The sequence below is a fragment of the Bacillus sp. FSL K6-1338 genome, assembly GCF_038006965.1.
GTDB lineage: Bacteria > Bacillota > Bacilli > Bacillales > Bacillaceae_G > Bacillus_A > Bacillus_A thuringiensis_S.
This window is the reverse complement of record NZ_JBBOWI010000001.1, coordinates 5,245,910-5,267,920: the sequence shown is the minus strand read 5'-3', so window position 1 is coordinate 5,267,920 and position 22,011 is coordinate 5,245,910. Positions and strand designations below refer to the sequence as shown.

Below are 22,011 nucleotides of genomic sequence, written 5' to 3'. Positions count from 1 at the left end.
AGGTGTCCCTCCTTTACTAAGATGGTAAAAGAATAAGGCTGCGCAACAAATGTACAACCTAATAAATATAAAATGTATATTTATACGAAACGTATTTTAAAACCTAAAAACGTCGTTTGTATATGAGATAGGGTTTTCGACAAAAAAACCAAATGTGGACAACTGTTTACCCACATGTGATTAAAACTGTCCACATGTTATACACAAATTGTGGATAAGATAAAGATGTGGAAAACTTATTCAAAGTGAAAACACAACTATAATATCAAAAAAAAGTGGCTATAGCAATGAATTTAAGAAAGTTATCCACAAAATCAATACCTTGTGGAATAAACTTGTCCACAACACGATATACTGTGTAAAAGTGGGAAAAAAGTTTGTGGATATAAAAAACGTGAAAAAACATTTATCCACAAGGAAATATAGATGCTGTGAAAAAGTATGTGAATAGGTTCAAAATGAATATTTGATGAAAATTTCTAGAACCATTGACATTTTCCTAGTTGATTAACTATAATTTATAGGACTGTCTTTAACAGATATTCCTCAGGGAGGTGTCATATAATGAAAAGAACTTACCAACCAAATAAACGTAAGCGCAGCAAAGTACATGGTTTCCGCAGCCGTATGAGCACAGCGAACGGACGTAAAGTGCTAGCAGCTCGTCGTCGTAAAGGAAGAAAAGTATTATCTGCGTAGACCACTGATCGTTCAGTGGTCTTTTTTTCTAAATAATAGTGAATTTCCGCTGATGAAATACAGGAGTGTCAATTGATATGAAGAAAAAACATCGTATAAAGAAGAATGATGAATTCCAGGCGGTTTTTCAAAAAGAAAAATCAAATGCGAATCGTCAGTTTGTTGTATACCAATTAGATAAAGAAGAACAGCCAAACTTTCGCATCGGCCTTTCTGTTAGCAAGAAAATAGGAAATGCAGTAGTTCGTAATCGAATTAAGCGCATGGTCCGTCAAGCTATTACAGAGTTAAAAGATGAGATAGATTCTGGAAAAGATTTTGTTATAATAGCAAGGAAGCCTTGTGCAGAGATGACATATGAAGAAGTAAAGAAAAGCTTAATTCATGTCTTTAAACGCTCTGGTATGAAAAGAATAAAAAAGTAGCGTAAGGAAATGAATTACACTATATACATACCGATACAAGGAGGAGTAGGCTTTGAAAAAGAAATTAGGTTTACTAGCCATGGTCGTTGCATTAATGGCGATTGCCACCGGTTGTAGTGAAACGGGTCAGCCGATTACATCGAAAAGTACTGGGATTTGGAATGAATATTTCGTATATCCGCTTTCTCAGTTAATCACGTATTTTGCCGACTTATTTAACAGTAATTACGGTTTAGCAATTGTTATTACAACTCTTATCATTCGTTTTGCATTATTACCATTAATGATTAAACAAACAAAGAGTACAAAAGCAATGCAAGCGTTACAACCAGAAATGGTGAAGTTAAAAGAGAAATATAGTTCTAAAGATCAAGCAACACAGCAAAAACTACAACAAGAAATGATGCAGTTATATCAAAAGAATGGTGTAAATCCATTGGCAGGATGTTTACCGATATTTGTTCAGATGCCTATTTTATTCGCGTTTTATCATGCGATTATGAGAACAACAGCAATTAGTGAACATACATTTTTATGGTTTGATTTAGGACAGGCAGATCCGTTCTATATCTTACCGGTTGTTGCAGCAATTACGACATTTATTCAGCAAAAGCTTGCAATGGCAGGAACAGCTGGTCAAAATCCGCAAATGGCAATGATGCTTTGGCTTATGCCGATTATGATTTTAATCTTTGCAATTAACTTCCCAGCTGCATTATCACTTTACTGGGTTGTTGGTAATATCTTTGGTATTGCTCAAATGTACTTTATCAAAGGGCCAGAGATTAAGGCTAGCAAAGCTGGAGGCTCAAGCAAGTGAGTATAATTACTGCTAAAGGACAAACAGTCGAGCTGGCAGTAGAGGATGCTTTAAGGCAATTAAATACATCAAAAGATCGAGTAGATATAAATATTGTCGATGAGGGTAAAAGAGGATTCTTAGGTTTATTTGGGAATCGTCCTGCAGTAGTAGAAGTTGTATTGAAGAAAGATCCAATTCAGGAATGTGAAGAATATTTAAGAAATGTTATTCACAATATGGGTGTGGAAGTTGAAATTAGTAAAGTTGTAAAAGGACGCGAGATCGAATTTACAATTTCTGGTGATGATGTAGGAGTTTTAATTGGAAAAAGAGGTAATACACTAAACTCTTTACAGTATTTAACAAAACTTGTTGCGAATCGTAACACGAAGCAGTATATAGGTATTACACTAGATGCTGAAAATTATCGTAGTAAAAGAAAAAGTACGCTAGAATCACTTTCTTATCGATTAGCGAAACAAGTATCTAATACGAAAAAAAGAGTTATTTTAGAACCGATGCCATCTTTTGAACGAAAAATTATTCATCAGGCATTATCAAATCATCAAGGTATCAAAACAACTTCTGAAGGAAATGAACCACATCGGCATGTTGTAATATCTCCTAAATGACCGGTTGCTCAAATGAGTGCCGGTTTTTTTGAGCGAAAAATAGATGTGGATAACTAAAAAACACTAAACTTATCCACTGTGAATAAGTTTAGTGTTTTTTACATGGGGATATAATAAAATGAGTTATTCTTCTTTTGTAGATAGGTTCGTTATGGTATCCTAATAATTTAGTGAAAGAAATAATCATGTTGAAATAGAGATAAATAAGCAAGTGAGGTGAAAGGACATGGAATTTGATACAATTGCTGCGATTTCCACAGCGCTTGGAGAGGGTGCAATTGCCATTGTTCGAGTAAGTGGGGATGATGCGGTTGAGAAAGTTGACCGTATTTTTAAAGGGAAGGATTTAACAGAGGTTCCTTCTCACACTATTCATTATGGTCATATCGTTGATTTAGATACAAATCAAGTTATTGAAGAAGTTATGGTGTCTATTATGCGCGCACCAAGGACTTTTACACGTGAAAATATAGTGGAAATTAACTGTCATGGCGGACTTGTTTCAGTAAATAAAGTATTGCAACTTATTCTAGCGCAAGGAGTACGATTGGCAGAACCGGGCGAATTTACAAAACGTGCTTTTTTAAATGGACGTATCGATTTATCACAAGCAGAAGCTGTTATGGATTTGATTCGAGCAAAAACAGATCGTGCGATGAATGTAGCAATTAATCAAATGGAAGGGCGATTATCTAAATTAATTGGTCGCCTACGTCAAGAAATATTAGAAACATTAGCTCATGTTGAGGTAAATATAGATTATCCAGAATACGATGATGTAGAAGAGATGACACATAATATTTTAATTGAGAAAGCGACGCATGTTCGTTCGGAAATCGAAAAAATATTAGAAACATCAAAACAAGGGAAAATTTTACGTGAAGGTATTGCTACAGCAATTATCGGTAGACCTAATGTTGGGAAATCATCGTTATTAAATAGTCTTGTTCAGGAGAAAAAAGCAATTGTAACTGATATTGCAGGAACAACTCGTGATGTTATTGAAGAGTACGTTAATGTGCGTGGTGTACCTCTTAAACTTATAGATACAGCCGGTATTCGTGAGACAGAAGATGTTGTTGAACGAATTGGTGTGGAGCGATCAAAAGAAATGATGAGCCAAGCAGATTTAGTATTAGTTGTTGTCAACTATAGCGAGGCTTTAACAAATGAGGATGAAGATCTATTCCATGCGGTACAAGGAAAAGACTTTATTGTTATTGTGAATAAGACTGATTTACCGCAAGCGATTGATATGGAACGTGTTACAGAGTTAGCTGCGGGAAATCGTGTTATTACAACATCCTTAATTGAGGAACAAGGAATAGATGAACTCGAAAAGGCAATAGCTGATTTATTCTTTGAAGGAACAATCGATTCTGCAGATATGACATATGTTTCTAATGCGAGACATATTGGATTATTAACACAAGCGGGACAAACAATCGGTGATGCAATTGAGGCAATAGAAAATGGTGTACCAATTGATATGGTGCAAATTGATTTAACAAGAACGTGGGAAATACTTGGTGAAATTACTGGTGACACAGTCCATGAAAGCCTAATTGACCAGTTGTTCTCTCAATTTTGTTTAGGAAAATAATATAGTGATGTTTTAGAAAGATAGAGATTATTAGGAGGAATAAACAATGGGATACAATGCCGGTTCATATGATGTCATAGTAATCGGTGCAGGTCATGCAGGATGTGAAGCTGGTCTTGCGGCAGCACGAATGGGCTCAAAAACATTAATGTTAACAATTAACTTAGATATGGTAGCTTTCATGCCATGTAACCCTTCTGTTGGTGGACCAGCAAAAGGGATTGTTGTTCGTGAAATTGATGCATTAGGCGGAGAAATGGGACGTAATATTGATAAAACTCATATTCAAATGCGTATGCTAAATACAGGTAAGGGGCCAGCTGTACGTGCACTTCGAGCGCAAGCTGATAAATTCTCTTACCAACATGAATTGAAGAAAACAATTGAAGAAACACCAAACTTAACGTTATTCCAAGGAATGGTAGAGCGTTTAATCGTTGAAGATGGTATGTGTAAAGGGGTAGTTACACAAGCTGGTGCAGAATATACAGCAAAAACCGTTGTAATTACGACTGGAACATTTTTACGTGGCGAGATTATCATGGGCGACTTAAAATATTCAAGCGGTCCAAATAATCAGCAACCGTCTATTACATTATCTGAGCATTTAGAGGAACTTGGGTTTGATCTTGTTAGATTTAAAACAGGGACACCTCCGCGTGTAAACAGTAATACAATTGACTACAGTAAAACAGAAATTCAACCGGGTGATGATAAGCCACGTTCGTTCTCTTTTGAAACAACGAAATTTATTATGGATCAAATTCCATGTTGGTTGACATATACAAGTACAGAAACACACCGTTTAATAGATGAAAATTTACATCGTTCAGCTATGTATTCTGGTATGATTAAAGGAACAGGCCCTAGATACTGTCCTTCTATTGAAGACAAAGTAGTAAGATTTAATGATAAACCACGTCATCAAATTTTCTTAGAGCCAGAAGGGCGTAATACACAAGAAGTATATGTGCAAGGTTTATCCACAAGCCTACCAGAAGATGTACAACGTGACATGCTTAGAACAATTCCAGGCCTAGAAAATGTTGAAATGATGCGCACAGGTTATGCAATTGAATATGATGCAATTGTGCCAACACAACTATGGCCAACACTTGAAACGAAAAAGATTAAAAATTTATATACAGCAGGACAAATTAATGGAACTTCTGGTTACGAAGAGGCGGCAGGACAAGGGCTTATGGCTGGGATTAATGCAGCATGCCGTTCTTTAGGTAAAAAAGAAGTTGTTTTAGGTCGTGAGGATGCTTATATTGGTGTCTTAATTGATGATCTTGTTACGAAAGGTACAAATGAACCATATCGTTTATTAACATCTCGTGCAGAATACCGTCTATTATTACGCCATGATAATGCTGATCTTCGTTTAACTGAAGTTGGTCGTGAAATTGGATTAATTAAAGAAGAGCGCTATGAGCGATTTACAAATAAAAAACTACAAATTGAACAGGAAAAGGAACGTTTAAGCAGCATTATTATTAAACCACGTCCTGAGGTTCAAGAATTAATTCGCAATATTGGCGGAAGTGAATTGAAAGATGGAATACGTGCAAGTGACTTATTACGTCGTCCAGAGATGACATATGAGCATATTCATCTTTTAGTACCAAGTGAAGTAGAATTAAGTGATGAAGTTACAGAACAAGTTGAAATTCAGATTAAGTACGAAGGATACATTGAAAAATCTTTACAGCAAGTAGAGCGTATGAAGAAAATGGAGAGTAAAAAAATACCTGTAGATATTGATTATGATGCGATTTCTAGCCTTGCCTCAGAAGCTAGACAGAAATTGAAAGATGTTCGTCCACTTTCAATGGGGCAGGCTTCACGTATTTCTGGCGTAAATCCAGCGGATATTTCCATTTTACTTGTTTATATAGAACAAGGAAAAATTGCGCGCGTATCGAACCAATAAATAGTAAGGAGATATTGCTAGATGAACATAGAACAATTTCAATCTATGCTAGAAGAGAAGGGGATCACCCTCTCTTCTAGACAGTTAGAGCAGTTCAAAATCTACTTTGAAACATTAGTAGAGTGGAATGAGAAAATGAACTTAACGGCTATTACAGAAAAAGAAGAAGTATACTTAAAACACTTTTTTGATTCTATTACAGCTGCTTTTTATTATGATTTTTCAAAACCGTTCTCAATTTGTGATGTTGGTGCAGGGGCTGGATTCCCAAGTATTCCTTTAAAAATCTGTTTCCCGCACTTAAAAGTAACAATTGTAGATTCATTGCAAAAACGTATTAATTTCTTAAATCACTTAGCACAAAAGTTAGAATTAAGTGATGTTGCATTTTGTCATGATCGTGCTGAAACATTTGGGAAAAAAGAAGGTGTACGTGAATCATACGATATTGTAATGGCACGTGCAGTTGCACGTCTTTCTGTATTAAGTGAGCTATGTTTACCACTTGTAAAAGTTGGAGGAACATTCATTGCAATGAAAGGTGCAGCAGCAAATGAAGAAATCGAAAATGGTAAGTATGCTTTAGAGGTGCTAGGCGGAGAGTTAAAAGAGATGTCTACGTTCCAATTACCGTTTGAAGAGAGTGAACGTAATATTTTATTAATCGAGAAAAAGCGCAAGACACCAAAGAAATATCCACGCAAACCGGGAACGCCCAATAAATTACCTATTGAAAAATAAATCTTATTAGACGTAAGATTAAATTATATAAATGAAAACGTAAATGTTTCATAGGAAACATTTTATGGAGAATAGTCAATAGGCCTAAAAGGTGGTGGAATATGTATGAAAAATACGTTTTCTCGTTTATTTGGCTTTGGAGATAAAGAGAGCGAATTCGAATTACAAGACGAAAGCCATGAAGAAATAGATAAAAAGGTATATGAAGAAATACAAGAAATTCCGATAGTAAATATTACCCCTAACCGTTATCAACCAAGAACAGTTTTTGATGATGCACGTATTGATGAGCTAGCATTAACGATTCGTACACATGGACTTATTCAACCGATTGTTGTAAGGCAATATGAGGATGATAAGTACGAGATTATCGCTGGAGAAAGACGCTTTCGTGCGGCAACAAAGTTAGGTTGGGAAAAGGTTCCTGCAATTATAAAGAACTTAAATGATACAGAGACAGCTTCTGTAGCTTTAATTGAAAACTTGCAACGTGAGGAACTAACGGCAATCGAGGAAGCTGTGGCATATCAAAAGCTGATTGAGTTACATAATTTAACACAAGAAGCATTGGCACAACGACTTGGAAAAGGACAATCTACAATCGCAAATAAGTTGCGATTGTTAAAGTTGCCTGAAGAAATAAAAAGTGCATTATTAGAAAAAAGCATTACAGAACGTCACGCCCGCGCTCTCATTCCTTTAAAAAATGAGGAATTACAACTGAAGGTTTTACAGGAAATTGTGGAGAAACAACTGAATGTAAAGCAAACAGAAGAACGAATTGCGAAGTTACTAGAGGAAGCAAAACCGAAGCGTAAGGCAAAGCAAAAAGCAGTAAGTCGAGATACGAGGATTGCTATGAATACAATTAGACAATCTTTACAAATGGTTACTGAAAGTGGTTTGAATGTTAATTCTGAGGAAGAAGAATTTGATGAGTACTATCAAATTACAATTAAAATTCCAAAGAAAAAATAATAACGACGTGTTAGAGACCTTATCCTATTGGAGAGGTCTCTTTTACTATATTTTCTTGTTAAATGAAGAAGGAGTTTAGAAATAAATTTTGAAGTTTAATAAAGGACGTAAAAGAAAAAGTTTTATTTCATGTTACAATAAACGTAATTGTTATTAGAATAAGATAGAAAGGTTGAAAGTAGGTGACATCATGGGAAAAATCATTGCTATTGCTAATCAAAAAGGCGGTGTTGGAAAAACCACAACATCTGTTAATTTAGGGGCTGGATTGGCGCAAGTAGGTAAAAAAGTCCTTCTTGTAGATATTGATGCTCAAGGAAATGCAACGACTGGTGTGGGAATTGAAAAATCTGAATTAGATCAATGTATTTACAACGTTCTTGTGGAAGATGCAGATGTTCAAGGGGTTATACAGAAAACCGCAACGGAAAACTTAGATGTTCTACCCGCTACAATTCAATTGGCTGGTGCTGAAATTGAATTGGTACCGACTATTTCCCGGGAAGTACGTTTACAAAGAGCATTACAGCCAGTTCGTGATGAATATGATTATATTATTATCGACTGTCCCCCATCTTTAGGGTTATTAACAATTAATGCATTAACAGCAGCAGATTCTGTTATTATTCCTGTACAGTGTGAATATTACGCACTAGAAGGGTTAAGTCAGCTATTAAATACAGTTCGACTTGTACAAAAACATTTAAATAAAAATTTAGCAATTCAAGGTGTATTGTTAACGATGTTGGATGCCCGTACAAATTTAGGGATCCAAGTTATAGATGAAGTGAAAAAGTATTTTAGGGATAAAGTATATCGCTCGATTATTCCGCGTAATGTACGCTTGAGTGAGGCTCCAAGTCATGGGAAACCTATTATGCAGTATGACGCTAAATCAAGAGGAGCAGAAGTATATATAGATTTAGCAGAGGAAGTGATTGCAGGTGGCTAAGGGATTAGGAAGAGGAATTAATGTGTTTTTTCCTGATTTAGATGTGAAAGAAGAGGAAACAATTCAGGAGATTCTTGTAACTGAATTAAGGCCAAATCCATATCAACCGCGTAAACACTTTAATAAAGAGGCTATTCAGGAATTAGCAATTTCGATTAAGGAACACGGTATTCTACAACCATTAATTGCTAGGAAGAGTATTAAAGGATATGAAATCGTTGCAGGTGAAAGACGATTTCGTGCTGCAAAAGAGGCTGGTTTAGAAAAGGTACCTGCGGTTGTAAGACAATTAACTGAACAGCAAATGATGGAATTTGCTTTGTTAGAAAACTTACAACGAGAAGATTTAAATCCTATGGAAGAGGCAATGGCATACCAGATGTTAATGAATGAGCTAAATGTAACGCAAGAACAATTAGCGAAACGTCTTGGCAAAAGCAGACCTTACATTGCAAATTATACTCGGTTATTAAGCCTCCCTTCGTTCGTCCAAGATATGATTGCAAATGGTCAACTTTCAATGGCTCATGGGAGAACTTTACTTACGATAAAAGATGAAGAACAATTGAAGTCCTTATTGAAACGCATTGAAAAAGAAGGATTAAATGTTCGTCAATTAGAGAAAATCGTCCAAGAGATTAATCAACACGTTTCACGTGAAACAAAAAAAGTGAAAAAAGAGCGAAATATATTTTTCGTAGAACGTGAAACGTTCTTAAGAGAAAAGTTTGGCACAGATGTGAAAATTAAAGAGACGAAAAAAGAAAAAGGTAAAATCGAAATTGAATTTTTTAATAAAGAAGATTTGAATCGTATTTTAGAACTATTATCACAAAAAAAATAAAGAGCAAACCATCTTATTATTTATAGATGGTTTGCTTTTTTTAGTGCGGATAATTTTTGATCCGTCTCTTTTATACTTTGTGCGATTACATCGGCCATTTTCATAACTAAACTTAATCTTGTATTTTGAAGAACGAAAAACTCCATAAACCCATTTAGATTGACGATACCGTGTATATGCAGATCACCAACTGCAGGTAATTTCTTATTCATAGCAGCTCCAGGCTTACTAGGGCCCTTTCCAGTAGTGATTGACCCGATATTTTGAGACTTTCCTAAACATGCATCAACAGCAATTATAAATGCAGCAGGATATTCTTTCTGTATATTTTGAATTTTTTCTTCTAAATTTAGCGCATGTACTGGCTCATCTAGTGTACCGAATACTTGGAGGTTTTTGATGTCTATTTGTTCAAGTTTTGTACCAACTAACGGGCCGAGTGCGTCACCTGTAGAACGATCTGTTCCGATACAAACGAGAATGAGTGGTATATTAGTTTTAATAGGAATGTGGGTAAGTAAGAAATTACTGATTATCTCAGAGGCTTCTAGATCCTGGTGCATAACGTTTTGAGTTTCTTTCTCAAAAAATGGTAAGCGAAAACTTCCAATATTCATGAAGCACCCATCCTTTTAATAAATTTTCAATATATGTTATATGGTGAGAAAAATGGAAATCTATAAGTGCGTAATTTTTGCAAAATGTGAATGAAAACGGAAATAATAGTACTAGTATATATATATTCGTTCCATTTTATACCTGAATGGCGGGGGTAAAATAGGATTAAAATCATAAAATTTTTTCAGCAATTAGAGGACTTCTGATACAATAATAAGGATAACTAAAAAGAAATTTTAGCTAGAGAGGTAGAGGTACATGGATTTATTAACGAAGTGGTTTAATTCTACGAAACAGTATTTATTAGATGCTGATCGTTGGGCTCATATTGGAGTTGCGACATTAAAAATATGTATTATTTTAATAATCGGTGCAGTTGTTGTGCGAATTGCAAGAGCGGTTGTACGAAATGCGTTTCGTATGGGGAGTCGTTCTCCAATTCAAATTTCAGAACGTCGTACAGTTACAGTAGCGAAATTACTTGAAAATATTGTAGCGTACGTTGTTATGTTTATTATGCTGATTGCGATTTTAGGTGTGTTTGATATTAATGCATCAGGTTTATTAGCGGGTGCCGGGGTAATTGGTTTAGCAGTCGGATTTGGTGCTCAAAGTTTAGTGAAGGACGTTATTACAGGTTTATTTATTTTGCTAGAAGATCAGTTTTCAGTTGGCGATTATGTTAAAATCGGTCAATTTGAAGGAGTCGTTTTAGAAATTGGACTTCGTACAACGAAAGTAAAGAGTTGGACAGGTGAAATTCATACTTTACCAAACGGAAGTATTATTCAAGTTACTAACTACTCAGTTAGTAATAGTGTAGCATTTGTTGATGTATCTATTTCATATGAGGCTGATATTGCGAAAGCAGAGCAGGTTATTGAAGATTTATTAGTAGAGTTACCTTCAAAGTACGAAAAAATGGTAACAACACCTCAATTATTAGGTGTGCAAACGTTAGCTGCATCAGAAGTTATATTACGCGTTATTGCTGAAGTAGAGCCGATGCAACATGCAGTTATTGCAAGGGCACTTCGTAAAGAGATTAAAAATCGTCTTGATTTACATGGAATTGAAATTCCATATCCACGTATGGTTTTATATAATCGTGAAGAATTGGTTAGTGGAAAAGCAATTTAGTATGGAGAGGAGGAGTTTGAAGAGTGGAGCAAAAGGAATATAACTTGTACGATGTTGTGGAAATGAAGAAAGCACATCCATGTGGCGAGAATCGTTGGAAAATTATTCGTATGGGAATGGATATCCGCATTAAGTGCGAGGGATGTGACCATTCAGTAATGATTACTCGAAGAGAGTTTGATCGTAAGGTGAAAAAAATACTTGTGAAGCACGAAGAATAGAGAGAGAGTAACAGTTACAGTAGGTAACTGTTACTTTTTTTCGTTTGGCGGAAACTTGTCATTTTTTTCGTTACTATCTATAATGATGAAAGATTGAGACATAGGAGTGAAAAATATGGGATTAACGGCTGGGATTGTTGGATTACCTAACGTAGGGAAGTCCACTTTATTTAATGCAATTACACAAGCAGGAGCAGAATCTGCGAACTATCCATTCTGTACAATTGATCCAAACGTAGGGATTGTAGAAGTACCAGATGAGCGTTTAAATAAATTAACGGAATTAGTAGAACCGAAAAAGACTGTTCCGACTGTATTTGAGTTTACTGATATTGCAGGTATCGTAAAAGGTGCTAGTAAAGGTGAAGGTTTAGGAAATAAATTCTTATCTCACATTCGTCAAGTAGATGCAATTTGCCAAGTTGTTCGTTGTTTTGAAGACGAAAATATTACGCACGTTTCAGGGAAAGTAGATCCAATTGATGATATCGAAACAATCAACTTAGAGCTAATTTTAGCGGACTTAGAGTCTGTTGATAAGCGTATCGAGCGTGTTGCGAAATTAGCAAGACAAAAAGATAAAGAAGCTGTATATGAGCATGAAATTTTAGTTCGTTTAAAAGAGGCTTTTGAAGAGGGGAAACCGGCTCGTACTGTTGAATTTACAGAAGAGCAGATGAAGATTGTTAAAGGCCTTCATTTACTTACAACAAAAGAAATGTTATACGTAGCGAACGTAAGTGAAGACGATATTATCGATCCTTCGGAAAATAAATACGTACAAATGGTAAAAGAATTTGCAGAAAATGAAAATTCTCAAGTAATCGTTGTATGTGCAAAAATCGAATCAGAAATCGCTGAATTAGACGAGGAAGAGAAAAAAGTATTCCTTGAAGAACTAGGTATTGAAGAGTCTGGTTTAGATCAATTAATTCGTGCAGCATATGACCTATTAGGACTTGCTACTTACTTTACAGCTGGCGTTCAAGAAGTACGTGCTTGGACATTTAAACAAGGTATGAAGGCACCACAATGTGCTGGTGTTATTCATACAGACTTTGAGCGTGGATTTATTCGTGCAGAAACAGTTTCTTACGATGACTTAATGACAAACGGTTCTATGACAGCTGCAAAAGAAGCTGGAAAAGTACGTTTAGAAGGAAAAGAGTATATCGTAAAAGATGGAGATGTTATGCACTTCCGTTTTAACGTTTAATTTAATATTTCCTAGGAAAAATAAAGATATGAGCTTGGCAAATATATTATATGTTTGCCAAGTTTTTTATGTATTGGTGAGTTGATTCATATAACTTACTATGATATAATCTAAACTCGTGAGTAATTACTATAAATTAATTGCTCCTTGCCCATTATGGGCCGTTTAGACCAAAAGGAGGTGAAAGTGTAATGAGAAAGTACGAAATTATGTACATCATTCGTCCTGGCGTTGAAGAAGAAGCTCAAAAAGCTTTAGTTGAACGTTTTGCAGGTGTTTTAACAAACAATGGTGCAGAAATCATTAACACGAAAGAGTGGGGTAAGCGTCGTTTAGCTTACGAAATCAACGACTTACGTGAAGGTTTCTACATGATCTTAAACGTGAACTCTAACGCAGAAGCGATTAACGAATTCGACCGTTTAGCTAAGATCAACGAAGATATCCTTCGTCATATCGTTGTTAAAGAAGAAGAAAAATAATTGATATATAAGGGAGAGTGGTTCGATTGATGAATCGTGTTATCCTCGTTGGTCGTTTAACTAAGGACCCTGACTTACGTTACACGCCCAATGGTGTTGCAGTAGCTACTTTTACGTTAGCTGTGAATCGCGCATTTGCGAATCAACAAGGTGAGCGTGAAGCTGACTTTATTAATTGTGTAATATGGCGTAAACAAGCAGAAAACGTAGCAAATTATTTGAAAAAAGGAAGCTTAGCAGGCGTAGATGGACGTCTTCAAACTCGTAATTACGATGGACAAGACGGTAAACGTGTGTATGTAACAGAAGTTCTTGCGGAAAGCGTACAATTTTTAGAGCCGCGTAATGGCGGTGGGGAGCAACGTGGTTCATTCAATCAGCAACCATCAGGAGCTGGTTTCGGTAACCAAAGCTCTAACCCATTTGGTCAATCTAGTAATTCAGGTAACCAAGGTAATCAAGGGAACTCTGGATTTACGAAGAATGACGATCCATTTTCAAATGTAGGTCAACCGATCGACATTTCCGACGACGATTTACCGTTCTAATACAGTAAATTTGTTAGTTTTAACAAAGAATGGAGGGAAATAGACATGGCAGGACGCAAAGGTGGACGTGCGAAACGTCGTAAGGTGTGTTTCTTCACAGCTAACGGCATCACTCGCATTGACTATAAAGATGTTGATTTATTAAAACGTTTCGTTTCTGAGCGTGGTAAAATTTTACCTCGTCGTGTAACAGGGACAAGCGCAAAATACCAACGCAAACTTACAGTTGCAATTAAACGTGCTCGTCAAATGGCACTTTTACCATATGTTGGTGAATAATAGCGTATGAAATGCACAGTAGAGTCCGACTCTACTGTGCATTTTGCTATGCTTTTCTTTTTTGAAAGAGAGGTTAAAATGTGAAACAAACAAAGTTTATTACAGAAGGTGCAGCGTTATTAGCTATATATGCAATTTTATTGCTTATATCTATGTATGTTCCGATTTTGGGTACTGTTGTAACTTTTGCGTTGCCGTTACCATTTATACTATTAACGATAAGACATAAACTATCTAATGTGCTCATGATTTTTGTAGCATCACTTTTTGTTACTATTATTGTGAGTCAACCCATAAATTTAGTGAAGACAATTATGTTTGGATTGATAGGGATTGTTTTAGGATATATGTATAAAACAAGAAAAAAGTCAGTAGAAATCTTAATAGCGGGGACGCTTGCATACTTAATTGGTTTTGTACTTATTTATGTTGCGAGTATAAAGTTTTTCAACATAGATATAATGAAGCAAATGCAAAGTATGTTTAGTGAAAGTATGGTGCAAAGTGAAAAGATAGTAAGTGCTACAGGTATGCCGATTAGTAAGGAACAAAAAGAGTTACTTACACAAATGAATGATATATTACAATCGTTATTTCCAAGTATACTTGTTCTAGTTTCAGTATGTTTTTCTTGGATTACAGTGATAATATCAGGTAGTGTTTTGAAAAAGTTAAAACATGACATTATACCTTGGCCTAAATTTAAAGATATACAATTACCAAAGAGTATTGTTTGGTATTACGTTATATTTATTTTGTTAGCAACTTTTATAAAAGTAGAACCAACATCATATTTACATATGGTATTTTCTAACCTAAATGTCATATTTACACTGTTGCTTGTACTGCAAGGTCTGACATTTATCGCCTTTTTAGCGTATAGAAAAGGTTTTACTAAAGGGATTCCTATTATTAGTTTTATTGCATGCATGTTTATTCCGATGCTGTTTCCTCTTGTGACAATCTTAGGTATAATTGACTTAGGGATTTCATTGCGTTCTAAAATAGGGGGATAAAACAATATTCCTTATACTATTTTAATCTGTTTAACTAACTGGAAGGTGAGTTAGTTTTACTTTATAGGAGTTGTATACATGCCTGAATTTGATAAGAAACAGTGGTTTTTATATCCTGTTTATGTATTGGCATTTTTTGTGTTTGTGCTCATTTCAATTCTCTGTTATTTTCATTTAATTATGGGAATAGCTGCTTTTGTCATTTTTTGTATCGTATTTTTTATCGTTATACGATTTGAACTTAATTTTCAAAGGAATTTCGAAAAGCATACTACAGATATGATTACAAGAGTAAAGAAAGTAAGTAATGAAGCATTTAACCAAATGCCGATTGGTATTTTGTTATACAATAAGGATTATGGGATTGATTGGGCAAATCCTTATTTATCTTCATGTCTGGGACAGCATGCATTAGCTGGATGGCACCTTTACGATGTATCAGAAACATTACTTCTTTTCATTAAAGGAGAAACTTCTGATGATATAGTCTCTTTAAATAATCGAAAGTTTCGCGTTTTTGTAAGGAAAGAAGAAAAGTTAATTTATTTCTTTGATGTAACGGAACAAACAGAAATCGAAAAGATGTATGAGGATCAACGTACTGTTTTAGCTGTAATTTATTTGGATAATTATGATGAAGTTACACAAGGATTAGATGATCAATTACGTACGAATATAACAAGTCTTGTGACATCGCGACTAAATGAATGGGCACTTAAGTATGGTGCGTATTTAAAACGTGCATCTTCAGAAAGATTCTTCGTTGTGCTAAATGAAAGTATTCTGACGCAAATGGAGAAAGGGAAATTTAGTATTTTAGATCAGGTGCGTGAAGAAACATCTAAAAGGAATATACCACTTACATTAAGTGTAGGTGTCGGATCAGGTGATTTACCTTTGTCAGAGCTTGGGGCAATGGCTCAATCTGGTTTAGACCTTGCGCTTGGACGCGGGGGAGATCAAGTAGCTATTAAACAAGCGACAGGTAAAGTTAAGTTCTATGGAGGCAAGACAAATCCGGTTGAAAAGCGTACCCGTGTACGTGCTAGGGTCATTTCGCATGCGTTAAAGGATTTAGTATTAGAAAGTAGTAATGTCATTATCATGGGGCATAGGGCTCCTGATATGGACGCAATTGGTGCTGCGATTGGTATTTTAAAAGTGGCTCAATTAAACGAGCGTAAAGGATATATTGTATTAGATGAAAATGATTCTGATAAGGGAATTAAACGCTTGATGGACAAAGTGAAACAAAATGAGGAATTATGGTCTCACTTTATTACTCCAGAGCAAGCGATGGAATTTGCGAATGATGAGTCATTACTTGTTGTTGTTGATACACATAAACCTTCTATGGTGATGGAACAAAAATTGTTACATAAAATTGAAAATGTAGTAGTTATCGATCATCATCGCCGTGGAGAAGATTTTATTGAAGATCCATTGCTAGTTTATATGGAACCATATGCTTCTTCAACGGCAGAACTGGTTACAGAATTGCTTGAGTATCAACCGAAAAATTTAAAGATGACAATGTTAGAAGCAACGGCATTGTTAGCGGGGATTATTGTCGACACGAAAAGTTTCACATTCCGGACGGGGGCTCGTACGTTTGATGCTGCTTCCTATTTACGCTCACATGGTGCAGATACTGTACTTGTACAAGAACTTTTAAAGGAAGATATGGATCAGTATTTACGGGTTGCAAAAGCTATAAAAAATGCGTACATTTATAAAAATGGAATTGCGATTGCTAAAGTTGATAGTGATGATTACTACGATCAAGTGCTTATTGCGCAATCAGCTGACACGTTATTAACAATGACAGGAATTATTGCATCATTTGTTGTTGCGAAACGTGGCGAGAATCTCATTGGAATTAGCAGCAGGTCTTTAGGTGAAGTGAATGTGCAGCTAATTATGGAAAACTTAGGTGGTGGCGGGCATTTGACGAATGCAGCCACACAAATGAAAAATGTTACAGTAGATGAAGCCGAGGAGAAGCTTCGATTTGTTATTGATGACTATTTACAGGGAGGCACACAATCATGAAAGTAATTTTTCTAAAAGACGTAAAAGGTAAAGGTAAAAAAGGAGAAGTAAAAAACGTACCAGATGGCTATGCAAATAACTTCTTACTAAAACAGGGATTGGCTGCTGAAGCAACAAATAGCAGTATGAAAACTTTAGAAGCTCAAAAGCGTAAAGAAGAAAAAGATGCAGCGGCAGAAGTTGAGAATGCAAAAGAGCTGAAAGAAACATTAGAGAAATTAACTGTAGAAGTAAAAGCGAAATCTGGAGAAGGTGGCCGTTTATTCGGTTCTATTACGAGCAAACAAATCGTAGATGCGATGCAAAAATCACATAAAATTAAACTTGATAAACGTAAATTTGAAATGGATGATGCAATCCGTGCATTAGGCTACACAAATGTAACAGTGAAATTGCATCCGCAAGTAACAGCGACAGTAAAAGTTCATGTTAGTGAACAATAAAAATAAATTAAGCAAGGAGGATTGCGTATGAGTGATGTACTTGCTGATCGTACCCCTCCGCATAATATAGAAGCCGAGCAGGCGGTTTTAGGGGCCATATTAATTGATCAAGATGCGTTAACATCAGCATCAGAGTTATTGGTACCTGACTCATTCTATCGAACGAAACATCAAAAGATTTTTGAGGTAATGCTTGGGTTATCTGACAAAGGAGAACCGATCGATTTAGTAATAATGACATCAGCGATGGCTGATCAAGGATTACTAGAAGAAGTTGGTGGAGTGTCTTATCTAGCAGAGTTAGCAGAAGTTGTTCCAACAGCTGCTAACGTTGAATATTATGCACGTATCATCGCTGAAAAGGCACTTTTACGTCGTTTAATTCGAACAGCGACTCATATTGTGTCGGATGGATACGAGAGAGAAGATGACGTAGACGGCCTTTTAAATGAGGCCGAGAAAAAAATATTAGAAGTATCCCATCAAACGAATGCAAAAGCATTTCAAAATATTAAAGATGTTCTTGTAGATGCTTATGATAAAATTGAACTTTTGCATAATCAAAAAGGTGAAGTTACTGGGATACCAACTGGATTTACTGAATTAGATAAGATGACGGCAGGTTTCCAGCGAAATGATTTAATCATCGTAGCAGCACGTCCGTCAGTAGGGAAAACTGCATTTTCATTAAATATTGCACAAAACGTAGCGACGAAAACGGATGAAAATGTAGCGATTTTTAGTTTGGAGATGGGCTCCGATCAGCTTGTTATGCGTATGCTTTGTGCAGAAGGAAATATCGATGCGCAAAGACTTCGTACCGGGTCATTAACTTCTGATGATTGGGCGAAATTAACAATGGCGATGGGTAGTCTTTCAAATGCCGGTATATATATTGATGATACACCAGGAATTAAGGTAAATGAGATTCGAGCGAAATGTCGTAGACTAAAGCAAGAACAAGGTCTTGGTATGGTTTTAATTGACTACTTACAGCTTATTCAAGGAAGTGGGAAATCAGGTGAGAACCGTCAGCAGGAGGTATCTGAGATTTCTCGTACTTTAAAAGGGATTGCGCGTGAATTGCAAGTGCCTGTTATTGCCTTATCACAGTTATCTCGTGGTGTAGAATCTCGTCAGGATAAACGCCCGATGATGTCTGATATTCGTGAATCTGGTAGTATTGAGCAGGATGCTGATATTGTAGCTTTCCTATATCGTGAAGATTACTATGACCGTGAAACGGAAAATAAAAATACGATTGAAATTATCATTGCAAAACAACGTAATGGTCCGGTAGGTTCAGTAGAGCTTGCGTTTGTTAAAGAATTTAATAAATTCGTTAATTTAGAACGACGCTTTGAGGATGGGGCATAAAGGCAGTATAAAAAAGAAACACATTTCTTATAATAAGATGTGTTTCTTTTTTTATGGGATAAAGATAAGGCTTTCATAAGGTGAAAATATAATTCTTACGAACGAAAATGATTTTTAATAAAAAAATGTTCGCTTTTTGGTTGACTTCTTTTTCGGTTTTGGTACAATTATATTGTTTGAATAGATCGTTTGAAAATTGCGGAGGTGCTTTAATAATGTCTTCAGTAGTAGTTGTAGGAACACAATGGGGCGACGAAGGAAAAGGTAAAATCACTGATTTTCTTTCTGAGCATGCGGAAGTAGTTGCAAGATATCAAGGTGGAAATAACGCGGGACATACAATTGTTTTCGGCGGAGTTAAATATAAGTTACACTTAATTCCATCTGGTATTTTCTATAAAGAGAAAATTTGTGTAATCGGAAATGGCTTAGTAGTAGATCCGAAAGCATTACTTGAAGAGTTAAAATACTTACACGACCGTGGTGTAAGTACTGATAATTTACGTGTAAGTAACCGTGCACACGTTATTTTACCTTATCACTTAAAACAAGATGAGTTAGAAGAGGCTAGTAAAGGTGATAACAAAATCGGTACAACGAAAAAAGGTATCGGTCCTGCATATATGGATAAAGCTGCTCGTATTGGTATCCGTATGGCTGATCTTTTAGACCGTGAAGCATTTAAAGAGAAGCTTGAGCGCAATTTAGTAGAGAAAAATCGTTTGTTTGAAAAAATGTACGATACAGAAGGTTTCAGCGTAGAGGAAATCTTTGAAGAGTACTTCGAATATGGACAACAAATCGCACAATATGTATGCGACACATCTGTTGTATTAAATGATGCACTAGATAACAATCACCGTGTATTATTTGAAGGTGCACAAGGTGTTATGCTTGATATTGACCACGGTACGTACCCGTTCGTTACATCTTCTAACCCGATTGCGGGTGGTGTAACAGTTGGAACTGGAGTTGGCCCTGCGAAAGTTACTCGCGTTGTAGGTGTATGTAAAGCATATACAAGCCGTGTTGGTGACGGTCCATTCCCTACTGAACTTAATGATGAAATTGGTCATCAAATTCGTGAAGTTGGTCGTGAGTACGGAACAACAACTGGTCGTCCGCGCCGCGTAGGTTGGTTCGATAGCGTTGTTGTAAGACATGCGCGTCGTGTTAGTGGTTTAACGGATCTATCATTAAATTCTATCGACGTTCTAACAGATATTCCAACTCTTAAAATTTGTGTTGCTTACAAATACAATGGCGAAGTTATCGATGAAGTTCCAGCAAACTTAAACATTTTAGCGAAATGTGAGCCTGTATATGAAGAGCTTCCAGGTTGGACAGAAGATATTACTGGTGTAAAATCATTAGACGAGCTTCCTGAAAATGCAAGAAAATACGTAGAACGTGTTTCTGAGTTAACAGGAATTCAATTATCTATGTTCTCAGTTGGACCAGATCGTAACCAAACGAATATTGTTCGTAATGTATACGAAGCTTAATTGATATTTTTAGAAAAAACTCATGTCCGCATGAGTTTTTTCTTATCTTTTATAAAAAAATGAAAAAAAGTATTGCGAAGAATACAGAATACATGTTATGATACATCTTGTCGTCACGAAAATATGACGTTGGTGAGTATGAGCCATTAGCTCAGTTGGTAGAGCATCTGACTTTTAATCAGAGGGTCGAAGGTTCGAATCCTTCATGGCTCACCATTTTATTTTTCGTGGCCCGTTGGTCAAGTGGTTAAGACACCGCCCTTTCACGGCGGTAACACGGGTTCGAATCCCGTACGGGTCATGTTTTTTTTATGCTTATTTTTGGTCCCGTGGTGTAGTGGTTAACATGCCTGCCTGTCACGCAGGAGATCGCCGGTTCGACCCCGGTCGGGACCGCCACTTTTGTTTATACCACCATTAGTGGTTTTATATATAGTTTTGGCTCGGTAGCTCAGTCGGTAGAGCAGAGGACTGAAAATCCTCGTGTCGGCGGTTCGATTCCGTCCCGAGCCACTCTCAGGATATTAAGTGGGCCCACTTAATATCCTTTTTATTTATGTAATTTTACAAAACTGAGTAGTTATTTTAAAATAGAACGAGGAGCCTCTAGCAGTTGAAGCTAGAGGTTTTTCTATAGATCGTATAGGATGCCGTGTAAAAGTGGATCATACATGAGTCTATGAGAATAGAGGAGAAAATACTTAAACAAAGGATGCGGTCATATAGGACATACTATGTAAACATCGATATGTTTAGGGATTATTGACCATATTTTTATAAGGAGGAAATAGACGATGATGGGAAAGAAAATTTTAGTAGTTGATGATGAAAAGCCGATTGCAGATATTTTGAAGTTTAATCTAGAAAAAGAAGGTTTTGAAATAGTAATGGCGCATGATGGTGATGAAGCAATTGAAAAAGCTAATGAAGAACAACCAGATATGGTTTTATTAGATATTATGCTACCGGGTAAAGATGGATTAGAGGTTTGCCGTGAAATACGTAAAAGTTCAGAAATGCCGATTATTATGCTTACAGCAAAGGACTCTGAGATTGATAAAGTATTAGGGCTTGAGCTTGGGGCAGATGATTATGTAACGAAGCCATTTAGTACGAGGGAATTACTTGCTCGTGTGAAGGCGAATTTACGCCGTCATCAACAAGGTGGTTCTGCAGAAAAAGAAGAAAATACAGAAATGGTTATTGGACCAATTGTTATTAATCCAAATGCATATAGTGTAACGAAGCGCGAGGAAAATATCGAGCTTACACATCGTGAATTTGAGTTGCTACATTATTTAGCGAAACATTTAGGACAAGTTATGACACGCGAACATTTATTACAAACAGTTTGGGGTTATGACTATTTTGGAGATGTGCGCACAGTAGACGTAACAGTACGTCGTTTGCGTGAAAAAATTGAAGATAATCCAAGCCATCCTACTTTAATTGTAACTAGACGTGGAGTAGGGTATTACTTGCGTGACCCAGAGCAGGAATAG

At 36.1% G+C, this 22,011-nt stretch carries 23 protein-coding genes and 4 tRNA genes; 26 read left to right on the top strand and 1 reads right to left on the bottom strand.

Features of this window, described 5'->3' with window-relative positions; translation table 11 throughout:
• Window positions 1–564: 564 nt before the first annotated feature.
• From rpmH to spo0J, 10 genes are all read left to right on the top strand, one after another.
• On the top strand, window positions 565–699 hold the full coding sequence (gene rpmH / locus NZ044_RS27060; protein ID WP_000831901.1) for a 50S ribosomal protein L34: 135 nt from the start codon (window positions 565–567) through the stop codon (window positions 697–699).
• 77 nt (window positions 700–776) lie between these two features.
• Window positions 777–1,124: a ribonuclease P protein component gene (gene rnpA / locus NZ044_RS27055; protein ID WP_118961617.1), complete on the top strand. Its 348-nt coding sequence runs from the start codon at window positions 777–779 to the stop codon at window positions 1,122–1,124.
• 52 nt (window positions 1,125–1,176) lie between these two features.
• Window positions 1,177–1,944: a YidC family membrane integrase SpoIIIJ gene (gene spoIIIJ, locus NZ044_RS27050; protein WP_000727741.1), complete on the top strand. Its 768-nt coding sequence runs from the start codon at window positions 1,177–1,179 to the stop codon at window positions 1,942–1,944.
• The gene (jag, locus tag NZ044_RS27045; RefSeq protein ID WP_000022797.1) at window positions 1,941–2,558 is read left to right on the top strand and encodes an RNA-binding cell elongation regulator Jag/EloR; all 618 of its coding nucleotides are present in this window, start codon (window positions 1,941–1,943) and stop codon (window positions 2,556–2,558) included. The genes spoIIIJ and jag overlap by 4 nt, the downstream gene beginning before the upstream one ends.
• 226 nt (window positions 2,559–2,784) lie before the next feature.
• Entirely contained in the window at window positions 2,785–4,161 is a 1,377-nt protein-coding gene (mnmE, locus tag NZ044_RS27040) for a tRNA uridine-5-carboxymethylaminomethyl(34) synthesis GTPase MnmE (protein ID WP_000393760.1), read from the top strand.
• A gap of 46 nt (window positions 4,162–4,207) precedes the next feature.
• Entirely contained in the window at window positions 4,208–6,097 is a 1,890-nt protein-coding gene (gene mnmG, locus NZ044_RS27035; protein ID WP_000541045.1) for a tRNA uridine-5-carboxymethylaminomethyl(34) synthesis enzyme MnmG, read from the top strand.
• A gap of 21 nt (window positions 6,098–6,118) precedes the next feature.
• Window positions 6,119–6,838, top strand: coding sequence for a 16S rRNA (guanine(527)-N(7))-methyltransferase RsmG (gene rsmG / locus NZ044_RS27030; RefSeq protein WP_001019628.1), 720 nt, complete (start codon window positions 6,119–6,121; stop codon window positions 6,836–6,838).
• Between the two features lie 105 nt (window positions 6,839–6,943).
• Complete coding sequence (gene noc / locus NZ044_RS27025; RefSeq protein ID WP_000799016.1) at window positions 6,944–7,816, top strand: nucleoid occlusion protein; 873 nt, start codon at window positions 6,944–6,946, stop codon at window positions 7,814–7,816.
• A 190-nt stretch (window positions 7,817–8,006) separates the two neighbouring features.
• Window positions 8,007–8,768, top strand: a complete 762-nt coding sequence (gene soj, locus NZ044_RS27020) for a sporulation initiation inhibitor protein Soj (RefSeq protein WP_000516114.1) — start codon at window positions 8,007–8,009, stop codon at window positions 8,766–8,768.
• Entirely contained in the window at window positions 8,761–9,612 is an 852-nt protein-coding gene (gene spo0J / locus NZ044_RS27015; protein ID WP_001051833.1) for a stage 0 sporulation protein Spo0J, read from the top strand. Before soj ends, spo0J begins: the two co-directional genes overlap by 8 nt.
• A gap of 20 nt (window positions 9,613–9,632) precedes the next feature.
• On the opposite strand, the gene yyaC is transcribed toward spo0J, so the two are convergent.
• Window positions 9,633–10,229: a spore protease YyaC gene (gene yyaC / locus NZ044_RS27010; protein ID WP_001020711.1), complete on the bottom strand. Its 597-nt coding sequence runs from the start codon at window positions 10,227–10,229 to the stop codon at window positions 9,633–9,635.
• A gap of 259 nt (window positions 10,230–10,488) precedes the next feature.
• Here yyaC and NZ044_RS27005 point away from each other — a divergent pair, with 259 nt between their 5' ends.
• From NZ044_RS27005 to walR, 16 genes are all read left to right on the top strand, one after another.
• Complete coding sequence (locus NZ044_RS27005) at window positions 10,489–11,370, top strand: mechanosensitive ion channel family protein (RefSeq protein WP_000365111.1); 882 nt, start codon at window positions 10,489–10,491, stop codon at window positions 11,368–11,370.
• Between the two features lie 23 nt (window positions 11,371–11,393).
• Complete coding sequence (locus NZ044_RS27000) at window positions 11,394–11,591, top strand: DUF951 domain-containing protein (protein ID WP_000435486.1); 198 nt, start codon at window positions 11,394–11,396, stop codon at window positions 11,589–11,591.
• Window positions 11,592–11,706: 115 nt separating this feature from the next.
• Window positions 11,707–12,807, top strand: coding sequence for a redox-regulated ATPase YchF (gene ychF / locus NZ044_RS26995; RefSeq protein WP_000524658.1), 1,101 nt, complete (start codon window positions 11,707–11,709; stop codon window positions 12,805–12,807).
• A 191-nt stretch (window positions 12,808–12,998) separates the two neighbouring features.
• Window positions 12,999–13,289 (top strand): 30S ribosomal protein S6, encoded by a 291-nt coding sequence (rpsF, locus tag NZ044_RS26990; RefSeq protein ID WP_001233781.1) that lies wholly within the window; start codon window positions 12,999–13,001, stop codon window positions 13,287–13,289.
• A gap of 26 nt (window positions 13,290–13,315) precedes the next feature.
• Window positions 13,316–13,837, top strand: coding sequence for a single-stranded DNA-binding protein (ssb, locus tag NZ044_RS26985; RefSeq protein ID WP_000981963.1), 522 nt, complete (start codon window positions 13,316–13,318; stop codon window positions 13,835–13,837).
• A 45-nt stretch (window positions 13,838–13,882) separates the two neighbouring features.
• Window positions 13,883–14,116: a 30S ribosomal protein S18 gene (rpsR, locus tag NZ044_RS26980; RefSeq protein ID WP_000918873.1), complete on the top strand. Its 234-nt coding sequence runs from the start codon at window positions 13,883–13,885 to the stop codon at window positions 14,114–14,116.
• Window positions 14,117–14,196: 80 nt separating this feature from the next.
• Entirely contained in the window at window positions 14,197–15,132 is a 936-nt protein-coding gene (locus NZ044_RS26975; RefSeq protein WP_098506538.1) for a YybS family protein, read from the top strand.
• A 78-nt stretch (window positions 15,133–15,210) separates the two neighbouring features.
• A complete protein-coding gene (locus NZ044_RS26970; RefSeq protein WP_001113785.1) occupies window positions 15,211–17,184 on the top strand; it encodes a DHH family phosphoesterase in 1,974 nt (657 codons plus the stop codon).
• Window positions 17,181–17,627 (top strand): 50S ribosomal protein L9, encoded by a 447-nt coding sequence (rplI, locus tag NZ044_RS26965; protein WP_000864237.1) that lies wholly within the window; start codon window positions 17,181–17,183, stop codon window positions 17,625–17,627. The genes NZ044_RS26970 and rplI overlap by 4 nt, the downstream gene beginning before the upstream one ends.
• Before the next feature lie 27 nt (window positions 17,628–17,654).
• Window positions 17,655–19,004, top strand: a complete 1,350-nt coding sequence (gene dnaB, locus NZ044_RS26960; RefSeq protein WP_001286147.1) for a replicative DNA helicase — start codon at window positions 17,655–17,657, stop codon at window positions 19,002–19,004.
• 215 nt (window positions 19,005–19,219) lie between these two features.
• Entirely contained in the window at window positions 19,220–20,509 is a 1,290-nt protein-coding gene (locus tag NZ044_RS26955; protein ID WP_000100230.1) for an adenylosuccinate synthase, read from the top strand.
• Window positions 20,510–20,649: 140 nt separating this feature from the next.
• Window positions 20,650–20,725: transfer RNA gene (locus NZ044_RS26950), tRNA-Lys, on the top strand.
• A gap of 13 nt (window positions 20,726–20,738) precedes the next feature.
• Window positions 20,739–20,810, top strand: a tRNA-Glu gene (locus tag NZ044_RS26945).
• A gap of 22 nt (window positions 20,811–20,832) precedes the next feature.
• A tRNA-Asp gene (locus tag NZ044_RS26940) sits at window positions 20,833–20,908 on the top strand.
• A gap of 41 nt (window positions 20,909–20,949) precedes the next feature.
• Window positions 20,950–21,022: transfer RNA gene (locus NZ044_RS26935), tRNA-Phe, on the top strand.
• Between the two features lie 281 nt (window positions 21,023–21,303).
• Entirely contained in the window at window positions 21,304–22,011 is a 708-nt protein-coding gene (walR, locus tag NZ044_RS26930; RefSeq protein WP_000971869.1) for a cell wall metabolism DNA-binding response regulator WalR, read from the top strand.

Excerpts from the sequence above, each read along its gene's own strand:
- NZ044_RS27005 (WP_000365111.1), top strand. The coding sequence starts at position 10,489 with ATGGATTTATTAACGAAGTGGTTTAATTCTACGAAACAGTATTTATTA.
- rpsR (WP_000918873.1), top strand. The coding sequence starts at position 13,883 with ATGGCAGGACGCAAAGGTGGACGTGCGAAACGTCGTAAGGTGTGTTTC.
- yyaC (WP_001020711.1), bottom strand. The coding sequence starts at position 10,229 with ATGAATATTGGAAGTTTTCGCTTACCATTTTTTGAGAAAGAAACTCAA.
- dnaB (WP_001286147.1), top strand. The coding sequence starts at position 17,655 with ATGAGTGATGTACTTGCTGATCGTACCCCTCCGCATAATATAGAAGCC.
- mnmE (WP_000393760.1), top strand. The coding sequence starts at position 2,785 with ATGGAATTTGATACAATTGCTGCGATTTCCACAGCGCTTGGAGAGGGT.
- ychF (WP_000524658.1), top strand. The coding sequence starts at position 11,707 with ATGGGATTAACGGCTGGGATTGTTGGATTACCTAACGTAGGGAAGTCC.
- noc (WP_000799016.1), top strand. The coding sequence starts at position 6,944 with ATGAAAAATACGTTTTCTCGTTTATTTGGCTTTGGAGATAAAGAGAGC.
- rpmH (WP_000831901.1), top strand. The coding sequence starts at position 565 with ATGAAAAGAACTTACCAACCAAATAAACGTAAGCGCAGCAAAGTACAT.
- walR (WP_000971869.1), top strand. The coding sequence starts at position 21,304 with ATGATGGGAAAGAAAATTTTAGTAGTTGATGATGAAAAGCCGATTGCA.
- rpsF (WP_001233781.1), top strand. The coding sequence starts at position 12,999 with ATGAGAAAGTACGAAATTATGTACATCATTCGTCCTGGCGTTGAAGAA.
- NZ044_RS26955 (WP_000100230.1), top strand. The coding sequence starts at position 19,220 with ATGTCTTCAGTAGTAGTTGTAGGAACACAATGGGGCGACGAAGGAAAA.
- rplI (WP_000864237.1), top strand. The coding sequence starts at position 17,181 with ATGAAAGTAATTTTTCTAAAAGACGTAAAAGGTAAAGGTAAAAAAGGA.
- rnpA (WP_118961617.1), top strand. The coding sequence starts at position 777 with ATGAAGAAAAAACATCGTATAAAGAAGAATGATGAATTCCAGGCGGTT.
- soj (WP_000516114.1), top strand. The coding sequence starts at position 8,007 with ATGGGAAAAATCATTGCTATTGCTAATCAAAAAGGCGGTGTTGGAAAA.
- NZ044_RS26970 (WP_001113785.1), top strand. The coding sequence starts at position 15,211 with ATGCCTGAATTTGATAAGAAACAGTGGTTTTTATATCCTGTTTATGTA.
- mnmG (WP_000541045.1), top strand. The coding sequence starts at position 4,208 with ATGGGATACAATGCCGGTTCATATGATGTCATAGTAATCGGTGCAGGT.
- rsmG (WP_001019628.1), top strand. The coding sequence starts at position 6,119 with ATGAACATAGAACAATTTCAATCTATGCTAGAAGAGAAGGGGATCACC.